Source organism: Microbacterium sufflavum (assembly GCF_023101165.1).
GTDB lineage: Bacteria > Actinomycetota > Actinomycetes > Actinomycetales > Microbacteriaceae > Microbacterium > Microbacterium sufflavum.
Map to the genome: position 1 here is coordinate 3,483,369 of NZ_CP078076.1, position 17,472 is coordinate 3,500,840.

Sequence of the window (17,472 nt, forward strand, 5' to 3'; positions counted from 1 at the left end):
ACACGGGCATCCCGGCTGCGCGGCGGATCGAAAGGATTCGATCAGTGGAGGGGCGCGGCCCGCGGGATTCGAACGCTCCGAACGCGCCGGATCGGCTCAGCGGGCGGCGGCCGACTCGCGAGCCCGCAGCAGCGTCTGCAGCGCCCCGAACGCGGGCTGATCCTCACCGCGGATCTGCGCCAGCAGGATGCGCACCGCACGGCGCCCGAGCTCCGGGAAGTCCTGGTGCACGGTGCTCAGCGTCGGTGCCACGTGGGCCGCGACCGGGATGTCGTCGAAGCCGATCACGCTCACGTCATGCGGCACCCGCACCCCGGCGTCGCGGAAGCCGTGCAGCAGTCCGATCGCCATCAGGTCGTTCGCCGCGAACACCGCCGTGAAGTCGCGGCGGTGCGACAGCTCCTTGCCCGCGAAGTAGCCGAAGTCCGCCGTCCAGTCGCCGCGGATGGGCGGGAACGTGGGCAGATCGGCATCGCGCAGCGCGTCGAGGTAGCCCCGCATGCGCGACTCCGCCTCGATCCAGTCCTGCGGTCCGGCCAGGTGCAGGATGTCGCTGTGCCCGAGCGAGATGAGGTGCTCCGTCGCGGCTTTGGCACCGGCGACCTGATCGGCCGACAGGCTCACGCCGTCCGAGCCCGACGCCGTCTGCAGAGTGACGAAGGGCATCGCGCCGGACATGCCGCGCAAGACATGGAACACGCGCACCTGTGGCGCGAGCACCACGATCCCGTCGACCTGCTCCCGCTCGAGCTGACGCACCGCGTTGCCGATGGCCTCCGGCGTGGTCGAGGGGAGGTTGAGCGTGGAGACCGAGTAGCCCTCCTCGCGCGCCGCATCCTCGATCCCGGCGATGGACGAGGTGGGGCCGAACTCGCCGATCGTGGCGGACAGGATGCCCAGCATGTTCGACTTGCTCGTCACCAGCGCGCGCGCCGCGAGGTTCGGTCGGTAGTCCAGCACGGCGATCGCGTCGAGCACCTTCGCCTTGGTCTCCGGCCGGATGCTGGGGTGGTCGTTCAGCACGCGGGACACCGTCTGATGCGACACCCCCGCGAGCCGGGCGACATCGCGGATGCTCGGCAGGCGGGCACGCTCGGAGGACGTGGACATCACTGCCTCCTCGCGTGTGCACGGTCACATCGTCACTTCATTATGTCTGCCAGGACCGCGCCGTGCATCCCGAAGGCGTCACGGGCCGGTGGGCCGGAGGACGTCGCGGCTGGAGACCTCAGCCGATGATGCGGGCGCCGGGCACCGGCCCGTGCACGTGCAGCGGGTCGAGCCCTTCGTCCCGCAGCCGAGTCTGCACGTCCTGCGCGGTCTCGGGATCGGGGCACAGCAGCGCGACCGTGGGACCGGAGCCCGAGACGATCCCGTGCAGGGCACCCGCCGCGATCCCGAGGTCGATCGTGTCACCCAGGTCGGGGCGCTCGTGCAGCGCCGCCGCCTGCAGGTCGTTGTGCAAGGCATCGGCGAGCTGCCGCGGGTCTCCGGTGCGCAGCGCCTGGAGCACCGGGATCGGCACGTCGAGCGACAGCGGCGGGTCGTCGGCGAGCGCGCCCTCCTCCTCGCGCAGCAGGTCGAGCCGCTCGTACACCACCGGGGTCGACAGGCCCTGCTCGCTCGTCACCAGCAGCCAGTCGAAGCGGCCGCGCGCGAGTGCGGGGTTCAGCTGATCACCGCGACCCGTGCCCACCGCCGTGCCGCCGTGCAGGGCGAACGGGACGTCGGCGCCGAGCCGCGCCGCGAGGTCGTGCAGACGCGCGGGCGACAGACCGGTCCCCCACAGCGCATCGCACGCGACCAGGGCCGCGGCGGCATCGGCCGATCCGCCCCCCATGCCGCCCGCGACCGGGACGCTCTTGCGCACCTCGAGCGCCACCCCGCCGGTGTGCTCGGTGGCCGTGGCGAGCAGCTTCGCCGCGCGCATCGCCAGGTTGCGGTCGTCGAGCGGAACGGAGCCGTCGTCCTCGACCCCGGACACCGTGATCGAGAAGTCGTCCGCCGGTCGCGCGATCACGTCTTCGTACAGCGACACCGCCTGGAACACCGTGGCGAGGGCGTGGTAGCCGTCGTCGTGGCGGCCGCCGACCCCCAGGTAGACGTTGATCTTCCCCGGCGCGCGCACGTGCACGGATCCGGCGGCCGAGGCGAGGCTCATGACCGGGTCACAGATCCGAGGAGGTGGCCCAGAGGTTCACGTCGATCCCTCCGGACAGCTCGTCGATGCGGGCGAGCTCCTCCGCGGAGAACTCGGGCCCGTCGAGCGCGGCGAGGTTCTCGTCGAGCTGCTCTGGCCGGGACGCCCCGATCAGGGCCGAGGCGACCACCGGGGTGCGCAGCGTCCACTGCAGCGCCAGCTGGGCGAGCGACTGTCCACGGCCCTTCGCCACGTCGTTCAGCGACCGCAGCGTCTGCACGGCCTCGTCGGTGAGCTTGCCCTTCGGGAGCGAGCCGCGCTGCTGCGCCCGGTCGGCGGTGCCGTCGCCCAGGTACTTGTCGGTGAGCAGCCCCTGCGCGAGCGGCGTGAACGCGATGGCCCCGAGGCCCGACTCCTCGAGCGTGGCCGTGAGGCCGTCCTCGATCCACCGGTTCAGGATCGAGTACGCGGGCTGGTGGATGACCAGCGGGGTGCCGAGGTCCTTCGCCACGGCGACCGCCTCGGCCGTGCGCTCGGCGCTGTACGACGAGATGCCCACGTAGAGGGCCTTGCCCTGCCGCACGAGCGTGTCGAGCGCGCCCACGGTCTCCTCGATCGGGGTGACCGGATCGACGCGGTGCGAGTAGAAGATGTCGACGTAGTCCAGGCCCATGCGCGTGAGCGACTGCTCGGCGCTGGCGAGGATGTACTTGCGGCTCGCGTAGTCGCCGTACGGGCCCGGCCACATGTCCCAGCCGGCCTTCGACGAGATGATGAGCTCGTCGCGGTAGGGCCGGAAGTCCTCCGCGAAGATGCGACCGAAGTTCTTCTCGGCGGAGCCGTAGGGCGGACCGTAGTTGTTCGCGAGATCGAAGTGCGTGATACCGCCGTCGAACGCGTGACGCAGCAGTGCGCGCTGGTTGTCGAGCGGGATGTTGTCGCCGAAGTTCCACCACAGCCCGAGCGAGATCGGCGGCAGGTAGAGGCCGGACGACCCGACCTGACGGTAGGCGAACCGTCCGTAGCGGCCCTCGTCGGCGGCGTACGGGCGGTGGAGCTCGGGGACATCGGGACGGAAGCGCGGGGAGTCAGTCACGGTGCCAGATTACCGGGCGGTGTGGGATCCGGGATCGCCGTTGCGTGGCGCCCGATGCGCTGGTAGGCGGGGACGACGGGCGGTGCGGGACCACGGGCAACTCCGGGTTTCGTCGCCTACACTCGTGCCGCTCGGACGCCGCGGGGCAGTGACAACTGGCCGTCCGGGTGATCACGCAGTCCGCCAGGGCATCGTCCCGATGGCGTCGCGGTGTGGTGCGCGGCGATCCGCTGTGCCTGCAGCGCGCGCCGCACACTCCGAAGGAAACAACATGAAGATCCGCCCCGCTCTCGCTCTGTCCACCGCGGCCCTCGCGATCGGCGCTCTCGCCGGCTGCGCACCCGCCGCCACGACCCCCGCCACGACCCCCGCCGCGTCTGCGTCGCCCTCGCCCGGCGCCTCCGCGGACGCCGAGTGGTCGTACCGCGGCTCCAACGGCCCCGAGCACTGGGGGAAGTTCGGCGCCGCGTGCGAGAACGTCGACAGCTCCCACGAGTCCCCCATCGCCATCGACACCTCGACGGTGCAGATGGGGACCGCCGCGCAGAAGGTCGTGACGCACTACGCCCCCGCCGCGTTCGACATCGAGAACAACGGCCACACCATCGAGGCGATCCCGGAGGACCCCGCGGCCGACTCGATCGAGGTGAACGGCAAGACGTACGAGCTGCAGCAGTTCCACCTGCACGCCAGCAGCGAGCACACGATCGACGGACGCACGGCCCCCGCCGAACTCCACCTGGTGCACAAGGCCGAGGACGGCTCGGTGCTCGTGCTCGGCGTGATGCTGCAGGCTGGGCCGGCCAGCACGGCACTCGACGAGTTCTTCTCGTCGATCACCACCACCGTGAGCGAGAAGGGCACACCGCTGAGCCACGAGATCGACCCGAGCGCGCTCATCCCGGCGGACGGCATGAGCGTGCAGTACGACGGCTCGCTCACCACGCCGCCGTGCACCGAGGGCGTGCGCTGGAACGTCTACCTCACCCCGGTGACGGTGTCGGCGGAGGAGCTCGCCGCGTTCACCGCCGTGTACCCCGACAACCACCGACCCGTGCAGCCCCTGCACGACCGCACGCTCACGGAGATCCCCTCGGGGGTCTGAGCTCCGCGTCCTGCCCGCACCTCCGCCGGGCTCCCGCCGCGACGGCGGGAGCCCGGCGGTGTCGAGGGGCAGAACCTCAGGCCGCGCGCGGGGCGTCAGGCCGCGCGCTGGGCGTCAGGCGGCGCGCAGGGCGTCAGGCGGCGGTGTCGAGGGGCAGAACCTCAGGCCGCGCGCGGGGCGTCAGACCGCGGCCGCCGCGTCCGGCACCGCCGGTGCCTGCTGCGCGATGCGCTGGTAGTCGTCGACCGTGAGGTCCTCGCCGCGGGCGGTCGGAGCCACGCCGGCGGCCGTCAGCACCTCGGTCGCGGCGGCCGAGCTGCCGAAGACGCCGGACAGCGCCTGGCGGAGCATCTTGCGGCGCTGGTTGAACGCGGCATCGACGATCTCGAAGGTGCGGCGACGCTCGGCCTCGGAGCCGCGCTCCCCGTCCGACCGATCGAACCCGACCAGCAGGCTGTCGACGTTCGGGACGGGCCAGAACACCTGCCGCGACACCGTGCCGGTGAGCCGCCACTCGCCGTACCACGCGGCCTTCACGCTCGGCGAGCCGTAGATCTTCGACCCCGGCTTCGCCGCCAGGCGCTCGGCCACCTCGGCCTGCACCATCACGACGCCCCGCTGCAGGTAGGGGAAGGTCTCGAGGAAGTGCAGCAGCACCGGCACCGACACGTTGTACGGCAGGTTCGCGACCAGGACGGTCGGCTCGCCGGGCAGCTCGGCCACCCGCAGCGCGTCGGCATCGACCACCGTGAGCGCCCCCTCGGGAACGCCGTGCTCGGCGGCGGTCTGCGGCAGGCGGGCGGCGAGGCGGTGATCGATCTCCACGGCGGTGACGGCGGCCCCGGTCTCCAGGATCGCGAGCGTCAGCGAACCCAGGCCGGGCCCCACCTCGACCACGCGCTCGCCCGGCTGCACGCGCGCGGCCTGCACGATCTTGCGGACCGTGTTCGCGTCCGTGACGAAGTTCTGGCCCAGCTTCTTGGTGGGGGTGACATCGAGCTCGGCGGCCAGTCGGCGGATCTCGGCGGCTCCGAGCAGGGTGACGGTCATGCGTCCATTCTCGCCGAAAGCCCGACCGTCCCCGGCACTCGCTATCCTGCGGGGATGCCCTCCCTCGGTGAACTGATCGCTCCGCGGCGCATGGGCAGGGACTTCCGCTGGCTGCTCGCGTCGTCGTGGACGAGCAACATCGGCGACGGCGTGGCGCTGGCCGCCGCTCCCCTGCTCATCGCCTCGATGACCTCGTCGCCGATCCTCGTCGCCTCCGGCGCCGTCCTCCAGTTCCTGCCCTGGCTGCTGTTCGGCCTGCACGCGGGGGCCATCGCCGACCGCTTCGACCGTCGGCGCTTGGTGATGATCGCGAACGCCGCGCGGGCGGTCGTGCTCGCGGCGCTGTGCGTGTTCCTCGTGACGGGCACCGCGAACATCGGGATCGTGCTCGCGGTGGCCTTCCTGTACGGCTCGGCCGAGGTGTTCGTCGACACCGCGAGCAGCACGCTGCTGCCGATGATCGTGAAGCCGGATGACCTCGGGATCGGCAACGCGCGGCTCCAGGCCGGCTACCTCGTGGCCAACCAGTTCGCCGGTCCTCCCCTCGGGGCGTTCCTGTTCGCCGCGGGGCACGCCTGGCCGTTCCTGGTCGAGGTGCTGTGCGTCAGCCTCGCGGTCGTGCTGATCTCCCGCATGGCCCGCACGCCCGTGCCGCCCCGGGCGGACGCCGCCGCACACCCGCCCGTGCACACCGACATCGCGGAGGGGCTGCGCTGGCTGTGGCGCAACCCGCCCGTGCGCATGCTGGTGATCATCATCCTCGTCTTCAACGTCACGTGGGCGGCGCCGTGGGGCGTGCTCGTGCTGTACGCGACCGAGCACCTGCAGATGGGCCCGGTGGGGTACGGCGCCCTCACCACGGCGTCCGCGGCCGGCGGCATCCTCGCGACGTTCAGCTTCGGGTGGCTCGAACGGCACGTGTCGTTCGCGACCCTCATGCGCATCGTGCTCTCGCTGGAGGTGCTGATGCACCTGGCGTTCGCGCTCACCACCGCCGGCTGGGTGGCGCTGATCATCATGTTCTTCTTCGGCGCGTACGCCTTCGTGTGGGGCACGATCTCCACGACCGTCCGGCAGCGTCTCGTGCCCGCCGAGCTGCAGGGGCGCGTCGCCTCGGTCAACATGGTCGGGGTGTTCGGGGGCATGATCGTCGGCCAGGCGCTCGGCGGAGTGATCGCCCAGCTGTGGGGGCTCACCGCACCGTGGTGGTTCGCGTTCGGCGGCGCAGCGATCACGCTGCTGCTGGTGTGGAGGCCGATCTCGCAGATCGTGAGCGCGAAACCGGTCGCCCAGACCGGCCCGGACGACGTGGACGCTCAGTCGGTGAACGAGCCGTAGACCCGCAGGGTGTTCTCGGCGAGCTGCGCGGACAGCTCGTCGACGCCGATGCCGAGCTCGGCGGCCAGGAAGCGGACCGTGATCGGCACGAGGTAGGGCGCGTTCGGACGGCCCCGCAGCGGCGTCGGCGTGAGGAACGGGGCGTCGGTCTCCACCAGAAGTCGGTCGAGCGGCGTGACCTTCAGCGCGTCGCGCAGGTTCTGCGCGTTCTTGAACGTGACGTTGCCCGCGAACGACAGGTGGTAGCCCGCGTCGGCGCACACCCGGGCCATCGCGGCGTCGCCGGAGAAGCAGTGGAACACCGTGCGATCGGGAGCGCCCACACGCGACAGGGTCTCCAGCACCGCGTCGTGCGCGTCGCGGTCGTGGATCTGCATCGCGATGCCGTGCTTCTTCGCGAGCGCGATGTGCGCCTCGAACGACTCGAACTGCGGCCCGCGGCGCTCCGGCTCGGTGCGGAAGAAGTCGAGCCCGGTCTCGCCGATCGCGCGGGTGCGCGGATGCGCCGCCAGCTCGTCGATCACCGCGAGGGCCTCGTCGAGACCGACACCGCCGCGACGGCCCTGCTCGGCATAGGTCGGCGCGTCGTTCGGGTGGATCGCCACCGCGGCGAGCACGCGCGGGTCGGAAGCCGCCGCCTCGACCGCCCAGCGCGACGACTCGATGTCGCCCGATGCCTGCACGACCCCGGCGATGCCCACGGCCTCGGCGCGGTCGAGCTGCTCCGTCAGGCTCAACGGCTCGTCGCCGTCCATGATCTCCAGGTGCGCGTGGTTGTCGTACACCGGGACGGCGAGGGGCTCAGGGGCTGCGGGATACCGCAGGTCTTCGCGCCCGTCGCCGTCTCGGCGCTGCACGTACGTCTCGGTCATGGGGTGTCGGTCAGGCCGTGGACTCCACGCGCGGGAACAGCGGCGCGAGGCCGTTGACGCTCGTGCCCGGCTTCAGCACGCCCCACGCCCCCGCCTCACGGATCGGCTGGTCCTGCAGACGACCCAGCGTCTCGGCGGCGCCCAGTGCGATCCACAGCTTCTCGGTGGACTGCGGCATCACCGGCGACAACAGCACCGCCAGGGCCCGCAGGCCCTCGGCACACGTGTACAGCACCGTGCCCAGACGCTCGCGCTTCTCGTCGTCGCGGGCCAGCGCCCACGGCTCGTTCTCGGTGATGTAGCCGTTGAGCGCGTCGACGATGGTCCAGATCGCGGAGATCGCCTCGTCGATGCGGAACTGGCCGATCGCGGCATCCGCCTTCGTCGCGGCGTCGGCGACGATCTTCTGGATCGCGAGGTCCGCCTCGGTGTACTCGGCCGCCGGCGGGACGATGCCCTCGAAGTACTTCTCGATCATCGCGGTCGTGCGGGAGGCGAGGTTGCCGAAGCCGTTCGCGAGCTCGGCCTGGTAGCGGGCGGACAGGTCCTCCCAGGAGAACGAGCCGTCCTGGCCGAACGCGATCGCCGACAGGAAGTAGAAGCGGTAGGCGTCGGAGCCGAACACGTCGGTGATCTCGGTCGGCGCGATGCCGGTCAGCTTCGACTTGGACATCTTCTCGCCGCCGACCAGCAGCCAGCCGTGCGCGAACACGCCCTTGGGAACGTCGAGCCCCGCCGCCATCAGCAGCGCGGGCCAGATCACCGCGTGGAAGCGCAGGATGTCCTTGCCGACCACGTGGTACGCGGGCCAGCGGCGCGCGAACGTCTCCTCATCGGAGCCGTAGCCCACGGCGGTGGCGTAGTTGAGCAGCGCGTCGACCCACACGTAGATCACGTGCGACTCGTCCCACGGCAGCGGGATGCCCCAGTCGAACGTGGAGCGCGAGATCGACAGGTCCTTGAGCCCCTGGCTCACGAACGACACGACCTCGTTGCGCGCCGAGTCCGGCCGCACGAAGTCGGGCTCGGTCTTGTACAGCTCGAGCAGCCGGTCCTGGAACTCGCTCAGCTTGAAGAAGTAGTTCTTCTCCTGCAGCAGCTCCAGCGGCTTGGAGTGGATCGCACACACCTTCAGCCCCTCGAAGGGACCGGTGCCGTCGACGATCTCGGACTCCGGCTTGAACTCCTCGCAGCCCACGCAGTAGAGCGCCTCGTACTCGCCCGCGTAGATGTAGCCGCGGTCGTACAGGCGCTGGAAGAACGTCTGCACGTTGGTCTCGTGGCGCTCCTGCGTCGTGCGGATGAAGTCGTCGTTGGCGACATCGAGGGTCTTCAACAGCGGGAACCAGCTCTCGCTGACCAGCTTGTCCACCCACTCCTGCGGCGTCACGCCGTTGGCCGCCGCCGCCCGCAGCATCTTCTGCCCGTGCTCGTCGGTGCCCGTGAGCATCCAGGTGTCATCCCCCGCCTGGCGGTGCCACCGCGCGAGCGTGTCGACCGCCACCGTCGTGTACCCGTGGCCGATGTGGGGCACGTCGGACGGGTAGTAGATGGGCGTGGTGATGTAGAAGGATTCGCCTGCGGGCATGGGGACAATTCTAGGTGGCGCGGCACTTGTGGTTACGCGCTCACGCGACCGTCACCTCGACGCGGTGCCAGCCCTGGGCGCCGTCCGGCACGGGAGCCGCCCGGTCCGCGGTCTGGGTCTCCCCCTCGGCGTTCACGGCGCGGCACTCGATGGTGTGCGCGCCGCTCTCCGCCGTCCACGGCAGACGCCACTGCACCCACGTGTCGGCGGAGATCGCGGCGGCCAGCTCCGCGCGCTGCCACGGCCCCTCGTCCACCCGCACCTCGACGCCCTCGATGCCGGTGTGCTGCTGCCACGCCATGCCCGCGATCACCGCGTCGCCCGCGTCGATACGCTGCCCGGGGCGCGGCACGTCGATGCGCGACTGCAGCTTGACGGGCCCGCGCTCCGACCACCCCCGGGTCGTCCAGTACGCGGCGGCCCTGTCGAAGCGGGTGACCTCCAGCTGCGTCACCCACTTCGTCGCCGACACGTAGCCGTACAGCCCTGGCACCACCATCCGCACCGGGAAGCCGTGTTCGAGCGGCAGCGGCTCGCCGTTCATGCCCACCGCGAGCAGGGCGTCCCGGTCGTCGGTGAGGGCCTCGAGCGGGGTCGAGGCCGTGAAGCCGTCGGCCGAGGTCGAGAGCACCATGTCGGCATCGGGGTCGACGCCCGCGCGGGCGAGCATCTCCCGCACCGGGTACCCCAGCCAGCGCGCGGTGCCGATCAGCGAGCCGCCCACCTCGTTCGACACGCACGCGAGCGTGACATCGGCCTCCACGAGCGGCAGGGCGAGCAGCTCCTCCCACGTGAGCACGACCTCGCGATCGACCATGCCGTGGATGCGCAGCGACCAGTCGGCGGGGTCCACGCGCGGCACGATGAGAGCGGTGTCGATGCGATAGAACTCGGCGTTCGGGGTGACCACCGGCGCGAGACCGGGGATGTCGAGCTCGGCCCCGGCGGGCACAGCAGCGGCGGGGCGAGCCGGGGAGGGCAGCCGCAGCGCCGCACGGACGGCTTCGACGGAGCGCGTCGCGCCCCGGGCGAGCGAGCTGCCGATGAGCGCGACGAGCCCGACCGCGGCGGCCCCGGCCGTCCACAGCAGGAAGCGGCGGCGATCCTCGTGGTCCGGTGCGAGTCCGGCGACCGGGCGGAGGCGGCGGATCAGCAGGCGCAGCACGATCACGGAGACGAGACCGGCGACCAGCCCGGGAAGCCACGCGAACGGGCCGGAGCCGGGGCGGATCAGCGCGACGACGACGGCGACGGCGCCCAGCGCCCCGAGGACCGCGGCGCCAGCGCCGGACCAGCGACGCTCCGCGATCCCGGCGAGCGCGGCGACCACCGCGAGCACGATCGCGATCCCGGTGAGCAGCGCGACCTTGTCGCCGGTGCCGAACAGCGCGATCGCGACGTCCTTCGCCCAGCTCGGCGCGAGGTCGATCAGCCCGCCGCCGATCACCGCGAACGGGCTCGCCGCCGGCTCGACGAGCGCGGCCGCCAGTTCGCCCAGCGCGACGCCGAGCAGGGCGGCGCTCAGCCCGGCGGCGGCCGACCGGAGCCGGTCCCGCCGGGCCGACCCCGCCCCGTGCGTCATGAACCGAGGGTAACCCCGGCGCAGCGGATCAGAGCGCGTTGCGTCGTGCGACCTCGCCCAGCCACGCCAGCGACGGCTTCGGGAACCGCTCGAACGTCTCGTGGTCGAACCCGATCAGCCCGAAGGTCGGCCGGAAGCCGCTCGCCCACTCGTAGTTGTCCAGCGCGCTCCAGTGCTGATACCCGCGCACCTCGATGCCGTCCGCGATCGCGCGATGCAGGCCCTCCAGTGCGCCCTGCGTGTAGGCGATGCGGCGGGTGTCGTCGGCCGTGGCGATGCCGTTCTCGGTCACGATCACCGGCACCCCGCCACTGCGCTCCCACGCGCTGCGCACCCCCAGCTCGAGCGCGGGCGGGTAGAACTCCCACCCGGTCAGCGTCGTCTCCACGTCGTCGGCGACCGGCCGCGGGCCCTCCGGACCGATGAACGTGCGCGTGTACGCCTGCACGCCCACGAAGTCGTCACCGGCCGACTGCTCCAGGTACCAGTGGTCGCGCGGGTCGCCGTAGGCCGCCAGCATCTCGTCGGCGCCCGGCTCGCCCGTCGAGTGGAAGGCCTGGGTCGCGATGGTCCACCCCGCCTGCGCGCCCGGCACGGTGTGCACGAGTTCGGAGGCCCGGCGGTGCGCGGCCAGCAGTGTGTCCGCCACGGCGAGGTCGGGATTGGGCAGGCCGTAGGCGACGAGGTTGGCCGCGTCCTCTCCCCCGGCCAGCATCGCGGCGATGTTGGGCTCGTTGATCGTGCACACGTAGCGCACGCCGTCGAGGATGGGCAGCACGGTCTCCACGTAGCGCGAGAACAGGTCGACCGCGTCGCCCGCGCGCCAGAAGCCGTCGCGCTGGAACCACTGCGGCACCGTGAAGTGCATGAGGGTGACCGTCGGGTCGAGCCCGTGCTCCCGCGCGGTGTCGATCATGCGGCGGTAGTGGTCGAGCATCGCCCGTGACACGAAGCCGCGCTCCGGCTCGATCCGCGCCCACTCGACCGAGAAGCGGTAGGAGTTCAGCCCCGCCTCGGCCAGCAGCCGCATGTCCTCCGGGTAGCGGTGGAAGTGGTCGGCGGCGTCGCCGGAGGGCTCGACCATGGGCGAGTCGGGGGCGTGCTCCATCGCCCACCAGTTGCTCGTGGTGTTGTTGCCCTCCACCTGATGGGCGGCGGTCGCGGCGCCCCAGAGGAAGCCGTCGGGGAATGCGAGCACGGATGCGCTCCTCTCTCTTTCTTGCAGATCTCCCGGCGCGGTTCAGCGCGCGCGGGAGGGGTTGGGCACGGCGTCGAGCAGCTCGACCGTGTACGGGTCCTCGGGGTGCTGGAGCACGTGCGAGGTCTCGCCGCGCTCCACGACCCGTCCGCCGTTGAGCACCAGGATGTTCTCGGTGACCAGGCGCGCGCTCAGCAGGTCGTGCGTGATGTAGAGCATGCTGATGCCCCAGCGCTCACGCAGGTCCTCCAGCAGCGCGAGCACGCCGGCACGCAGCGACACGTCGAGCATCGACACGGGCTCGTCGGCGATCAGCACCTGCGGGTCGCTCGCGAGCGCACGGGCGATCACGACGCGCTGCCGCTGTCCGCCGGAGAGCTGGTGCGGCAGCTTGGCCGCGAACTGCTCGACGGGCGTGAGGCCGACGGTCTCCAGCAGTTCGAGCACGCGCGCCCGTGCCTCGGTGCCGCGCAGCGTCGTGTAGTTGCGGATCGGGCGGGACAGCGCATACTCGACCGTGTGCAGCGGGTTCAGGGCCGCATACGGGTCCTGGAACACCATCTGCACGTCCTTGCGGAGGTCGCGCAGGCCCCGGCGCTTCAGTGCGGCGACGTCGGTGTCGCCGAAGCGGATCGTGCCGGCGGTGGGCTTCTCGACGCCGGTGAGCATCTTCGCGATCGTCGACTTGCCCGACCCCGAGGCGCCGACCAGCGCGAGGGCCTCCCCCGGCTCCAGCCGGAAGGACACGTCGTCGACCGCGACCACCGGCTCCTGCCCGCGCCGCGGCGCCGGGTACCGCTTGGTGACGCCGTCCACCACGATCGCGGCGTCCGCGCGCCGGGTGTCGCGCGCAGACACGGTCGGCAGGGTCTCGGTGACGTCGGTGCGGCTGCGGCCCTCGCGGCGGCGGGTGCCCACATCGAGGAACCCGGGGATCTCGATCTTCTCCGCCCGGGGGTCGGCGTAGTGGCTCAGCAGCATGCGCGTGTACTCGTCCTGCGGACGGTGCAGGATGTCGTGGCTCGGGGCGTCCTCCACGATGCGGCCCTCGTGCATCACCATGACCCGGTCGGTGGCCTCGAGCACGATGCCGAGGTCGTGGCTGATGAGGATCGCCGTGAACCGTTCCGACCGCTGCAGCTCCTGGATCGTGTCCATCACCGCGTGCTGCACGAGCACGTCGAGGGCCGTGGTCGGCTCGTCGAACACCATGAGCTGCGGCTCCAGCGACAGCGCGAGGGCGATCGAGGCGCGCTGCCGCATGCCGCCCGAGAGCTCCCCGGGGTAGCGGTCGAGCACCTCGGGCTTCAGGCCGACCTTCCCCACGAGCTCGCGGGCCCTGGCCTCACGGGCCTCGCGGGGCACATGCCCGTGCGCGGCGAAGATGTCGCGGAAGTGACCTGCGACCGTGCGCACGGGGTTGAGCGCGTTCATGCCCGACTGCAGCACCATCGCGAAGCCGCCCTGCCGCTGGCGGCGCAGTCCCTCGGCGTCGAGCTCGCGGATGTCGCGCCCGTCGAACAGGATGCGACCGCCGCTGATGCGCGCCGGGGGCTTCTGCAGCCGGGTCAGCGCGAACCCGAGCGTGGACTTGCCCGAGCCCGACTCGCCGACGAGTCCGACGAACTCGCCGCGTCGCAGCGTGAACGACACGTCGTGCACGGCCTGCACGGGCTGCTGCCCCGGGGAGGCGTACTCGACGGACAGGTTCTGCACGTCGAGGAGGATTCCGGCGTTGCGATCCGAGGTGTGCGCGGTCATGGCGCTCATCGCCCCTTCCCTTCCCGCAGGCGCGGATTGGAGATGCCGTCCACGCCGAAGTTGATGAGTGTGAGGCTGAGGGCCAGCAGGGCGATGCACAGACCGGGGGCGAACAGCAGCAGCCACTGCCCGGTGAGCAGCGAGTTGGAGTTCTGCGCCCAGTAGAGCATGGTGCCCCAGCTGACGATGCTGGAGTCGCCGAGGCCGAGGAACTCCAGGCCCGCCTCCGCCAGGATCGCCGCGGTGGCCGCGCCGAACAGGGTCCCCGCGATGATCGAGGTCATGTTCGGGAGGATCTCGCGGAACACGATGCGGGCCCTGCTGTCGCCGGAGAACTGGGCCGAGGTGACGAAGTCGTTGCCGCGCAGCGACTGGGTCTGGCTGCGCAGAACGCGCGCGCCCCACGCCCATCCGGTCACCACGATCACGGCGATGATCATGAGGATGCCGCCGTTCTGCAGGTACGCGGCGATCACGATCATGAGCGGCAGGCCGGGGATCACGAGGAACAGGTTCACGATGAACCCGACGACCTCGCCGGCGAAGCCGCGCATGTACCCCCAGCTCAGGCCGATCAGCACCGCGACGATCGTGGACAGGATGCCGGCGGCGAAGCCGACCAGCAGACTCACCTGCGCGCCGTAGATCAGCTGGCTGAGCACGTCCTCGCCCGCGGCGGTCGTGCCGAGCCAGTGCTCCCACGACGCGTCGGCGTTGCGCTCGAAGCCGTTCTCCTTCGGGCCGTACGGCGCGAGGAGCGGCGCGAACACCGCGACCAGGACGAAGAAGGCGAGGATGCACAGCCCGAGCCGTGCCTTGCCGTTGGCCCACAGGGTGCCGACCATGCGCCCGAAGGAGCGCCACGGGCTGGGGGCAGCGATCCGATCGGCCGGGATCTTGACGTTCATGGTGGAGGTCATCGTCTGGTCCTCGGGTCGAGCACGCAGTGCAGGCGGACAGGGAAAGGAGGGATCATCATCGGCGCGTCCTCGGGTCGAGTACCCCGTAGAGGATGTCCACGAGGAAGTTGGCGATGAGCACGCTCACGGTGATCATCAGGAACAGCGCCTGCATGAGCGGGTAGTCCTGCCCGATCACGGCGTTGAACAGCAGGTAGCCGATGCCCGGATACCCGAACACCTGCTCCACGAGGATCGAGCCGCCCACCACGCCGCCGAGCGTGAGCCCGAAGCCGGTGAGGTTCGGCAGGATCGCGTTGCGCGCGGCGTAGCGGAGCGCGATCGTGCGCCCGCGCAGCCCGTTGGCCTCACCGAAGGTGATGTAGTCCTCGCCGAGCGTGTTGATCATGGCGTTGCGCATGCCGATGATCCAGCCGCCGAGCGACGTGAGCAGGATCGTCAGCGCCGGCAGGAACGCGTGACGCACCAGGTCGACGATGAAGTCCCACGTGAACCCGGGCGTCGTGGTCGCCGAGTAGGCGCCGGTCGTCGGGAACCAGTGCAGCACGTACCCGAGGAAGAACAGCAGCAGCAGCGCGGTCCAGAAGTAGGGGAACGTGCTGAGGAACGAGCCGGTCAGCGTGGGCAGCGAGTCGAGCCAGGTGCCGCGCCGCCACGCGGCCATCACGCCGATGAGGGTGCCGATCACGAACGCGAGAATCGTGACGATGCCCACCAGGCCCAGCGTGTACGGCAGCGCCGTGGACACCATGCTCGACACCGACTGCGGGTAGAACGTGTACGAGACGCCGAAGTCGAGCCGTACGACCTGACCGAGGTAGGCGACGTACTGGTCCCACAGCGAGCCGGTCGGCACGCCGAGCTGCGCCTCGATCGCGGCCCTGGTCGCATCCGACACGGGTCCGTTCTGCGAGAGCTTGGCGATCGCGGCGTCGGCGGGCGAGCCGGGCATCATGCGCGGGAGGAAGAAGTTCAGCGTGACCGCGGCCCACAGGGTCAGGACGAACAGGCCGAGTTTCTGGGCGACGTACTTCACTGGTCGTCTCCGTTCACTCGCTTCAGGTGGGTGAAGATCATCAGGGGCGCCGAGTCGTAGTTCTGCGGGATCATGTACGGGTCGTCGGCGGACGGCCACCCGGTGAACTTCGCGTCGTTGAACAGGCCCCAGATGCCGCCGTAATACATGCCGATCACGGGCAGCTCGTCGTACACGATGTTCTGCAGCTCGTGCACGATCTCGCCCTGGCGCTGCGGGTCGACCGTCGCGCGGTACTCCGCGAGCAGCGCATCGGCCTCCGGCGAGCGGTAGCGCTCGAAGTTGTTCGTGGTCGACTCCCCGGACGGCACGTAGAAGTCGCTGGAGAGCAGGCTGTTGAACGCCTGGTAGACGTCGCCGTTGCCCATGCCGCCGATCGCCATCTCGAAGTCGCCGTTGCCGATCGCGCTCTGGTAGCCCGCGGGCTGCGGCAGCTTCAGCGAGACCTTGATGCCGATGTCTCCGAGCTGGCGCTGCACGGTCTGCGCGGCGCGGGTCCAGTCGGAGAAGCCGTTCGCGGTGGTGAGCGAGAACTCCAGCTGCTCGCCGTCCGGCCCCACCAGCCGATCGCCGTCGAGCGTGTAGCCGGACTCGGCGAAGGCGGCGAGCGCGGCGTCCTCGTCCTGCGCGATCATGCCCGCGTCGGGGATCTCGGGGTCGAGGTACTGCTCCTGGTTCGGCAGGATCAGGCCGGTCTGGCCGGCGGGCTTCATGTAGCCCTCGGACGCGGTCTCGGCGATCTCCTCGCGGTCGAGCGCGAGCGCGATGCCGCGGCGCACGTTGACGTCGTCGAACGGGGCGACCTCGAGGTTCGGCACCAGCGAGATCACGCCGCCCGGCGGGAACCACCAGGTGTTGTCCGGGCTAGCGGCGCCCCACGTGCCCTCCACGTCGGAGATGAACGCGTACGCCCAGTCGTAGCCGCGCGTGACGGTGTCGAGCTGGCTGTTGGTCGCCGGGAGGATGATGTGCTCGATCTCGATCCGGTCGGCCTGCCAGTAGTCGGGGTTGCGGTCCATCGAGTACTGCTGGTCGTTGTAGTTGCCGAGCACGAACGGGCCGGTGCCGACCGGATCCTCGTTGCGCCAGGTGCCCGGATCCTGCACGTCCTTCCAGATGTGCTCCGGCACGATCATGGTCTGGCCGAGGATCGACAGCGACGGGGCATCCTCGCTCTGCAGGTGGAAGATCACGTCGGAGCCGTCGACCTCGACCGAGTCGATGTGCTGCCAGGCGCCCTTGATGTCGAGAGACGGCTCATCCTTCAGCAGCTGGAACGTGAAGGCGACGTCGTCGGCCGTGAAGTCCTCGCCGTCGCTCCACTCGACCCCGTCGCGCAGCGTCATCACGATCGTGCGGGCGTCGGGCTGCGACCACGCGGAGGCCAGCCACGGGTTGAGCTCGCCGTCGAGCGGGTTCACCAGGATCAGCGGCTCGTAGATCCACCGCGAGGCGGTGCGCGTGTTGGTCAGGTACGGGTTGAAGTTCTTCGTGAAGAACGGGTTGCCGTGGTCGGCGTTGATCAGCATCGTGTCCTCGCCGATGGAGGGGTCGGGCTGGGAGCTGATCTGGATGCTGCAGCCGCTGAGCGCGATCGCCGCGGCCGCGAGCCCCACGACGGCGGCTCTGCGCCAGCGTCGGAAGGTGTGCGTCTCTGCCACTGGGGGACCTCATGTCGTCTCTGTCATGATGGGCGCCCCACGGGTCGGAGCGTCCGTCGGCCGAAGCCGCATGAGCGAGTGTAAGCGCATACATTTGCGATCGGCAACCCCTTGACACCGCGCTC

14 protein-coding genes are annotated in these 17,472 nt (G+C 70.7%); 2 read left to right on the top strand and 12 right to left on the bottom strand.

Annotated features, from left to right (window positions below; all coding sequences use genetic code 11):
* Positions 1-96: 96 nt before the first annotated feature.
* The 3 genes from KV394_RS16925 to mgrA all read right to left on the bottom strand — a co-directional run bounded on the left by KV394_RS16925 (position 97) and on the right by mgrA (position 3,236).
* Positions 97-1,110: a LacI family DNA-binding transcriptional regulator gene (locus KV394_RS16925; protein WP_247981957.1), complete on the bottom strand. Its 1,014-nt coding sequence runs from the start codon at positions 1,108-1,110 to the stop codon at positions 97-99.
* Positions 1,111-1,228: 118 nt separating this feature from the next.
* Positions 1,229-2,161 carry a 4-(cytidine 5'-diphospho)-2-C-methyl-D-erythritol kinase gene (locus KV394_RS16930; RefSeq protein WP_247981958.1) on the bottom strand — a complete coding sequence of 311 codons (933 nt, stop codon included), beginning with the start codon at positions 2,159-2,161 and terminating at the stop codon, positions 1,229-1,231.
* A gap of 7 nt (positions 2,162-2,168) precedes the next feature.
* Positions 2,169-3,236, bottom strand: a complete 1,068-nt coding sequence (gene mgrA / locus KV394_RS16935; protein ID WP_247981959.1) for an L-glyceraldehyde 3-phosphate reductase — start codon at positions 3,234-3,236, stop codon at positions 2,169-2,171.
* A gap of 271 nt (positions 3,237-3,507) precedes the next feature.
* On the opposite strand from mgrA, the gene KV394_RS16940 reads away from it, so the two are divergent.
* Complete coding sequence (locus KV394_RS16940; RefSeq protein WP_247981960.1) at positions 3,508-4,341, top strand: carbonic anhydrase; 834 nt, start codon at positions 3,508-3,510, stop codon at positions 4,339-4,341.
* 180 nt (positions 4,342-4,521) lie between these two features.
* On the opposite strand, the gene rsmA is transcribed toward KV394_RS16940, so the two are convergent.
* Positions 4,522-5,391, bottom strand: a complete 870-nt coding sequence (rsmA, locus tag KV394_RS16945; RefSeq protein WP_247981961.1) for a 16S rRNA (adenine(1518)-N(6)/adenine(1519)-N(6))-dimethyltransferase RsmA — start codon at positions 5,389-5,391, stop codon at positions 4,522-4,524.
* A gap of 54 nt (positions 5,392-5,445) precedes the next feature.
* Between rsmA and KV394_RS16950 the strand changes: the two genes are divergently transcribed.
* On the top strand, positions 5,446-6,729 hold the full coding sequence (locus tag KV394_RS16950; RefSeq protein WP_136036522.1) for an MFS transporter: 1,284 nt from the start codon (positions 5,446-5,448) through the stop codon (positions 6,727-6,729).
* Here the strand turns inward: KV394_RS16950 and KV394_RS16955 are convergent.
* From KV394_RS16955 to KV394_RS16990, 8 genes are read right to left on the bottom strand one after another with little or no spacing between them, the layout of a single operon-like run.
* Positions 6,708-7,601 carry a TatD family hydrolase gene (locus tag KV394_RS16955; protein WP_247981962.1) on the bottom strand — a complete coding sequence of 298 codons (894 nt, stop codon included), beginning with the start codon at positions 7,599-7,601 and terminating at the stop codon, positions 6,708-6,710. The two genes, KV394_RS16950 and KV394_RS16955, sit on opposite strands and share 22 nt — an antisense overlap.
* A 10-nt stretch (positions 7,602-7,611) precedes the next feature.
* Complete coding sequence (metG, locus tag KV394_RS16960; protein WP_247981963.1) at positions 7,612-9,189, bottom strand: methionine--tRNA ligase; 1,578 nt, start codon at positions 9,187-9,189, stop codon at positions 7,612-7,614.
* Positions 9,190-9,229: 40 nt separating this feature from the next.
* A complete protein-coding gene (locus KV394_RS16965) occupies positions 9,230-10,771 on the bottom strand; it encodes a molybdopterin-dependent oxidoreductase (protein ID WP_247981964.1) in 1,542 nt (513 codons plus the stop codon).
* A gap of 28 nt (positions 10,772-10,799) precedes the next feature.
* Complete coding sequence (locus KV394_RS16970; RefSeq protein WP_247981965.1) at positions 10,800-11,969, bottom strand: glycoside hydrolase family 1 protein; 1,170 nt, start codon at positions 11,967-11,969, stop codon at positions 10,800-10,802.
* 42 nt (positions 11,970-12,011) lie between these two features.
* Positions 12,012-13,739: an ABC transporter ATP-binding protein gene (locus KV394_RS16975; RefSeq protein ID WP_247639073.1), complete on the bottom strand. Its 1,728-nt coding sequence runs from the start codon at positions 13,737-13,739 to the stop codon at positions 12,012-12,014.
* Complete coding sequence (locus KV394_RS16980; protein ID WP_136028587.1) at positions 13,736-14,650, bottom strand: ABC transporter permease; 915 nt, start codon at positions 14,648-14,650, stop codon at positions 13,736-13,738. The genes KV394_RS16975 and KV394_RS16980 overlap by 4 nt, the downstream gene beginning before the upstream one ends.
* 55 nt (positions 14,651-14,705) lie before the next feature.
* Positions 14,706-15,686 (bottom strand): ABC transporter permease, encoded by a 981-nt coding sequence (locus KV394_RS16985; RefSeq protein ID WP_136028586.1) that lies wholly within the window; start codon positions 15,684-15,686, stop codon positions 14,706-14,708.
* A complete protein-coding gene (locus KV394_RS16990; RefSeq protein ID WP_247981966.1) occupies positions 15,683-17,347 on the bottom strand; it encodes an ABC transporter substrate-binding protein in 1,665 nt (554 codons plus the stop codon). Before KV394_RS16990 ends, KV394_RS16985 begins: the two co-directional genes overlap by 4 nt.
* Between the last annotated feature and the right edge of the window lie 125 nt (positions 17,348-17,472).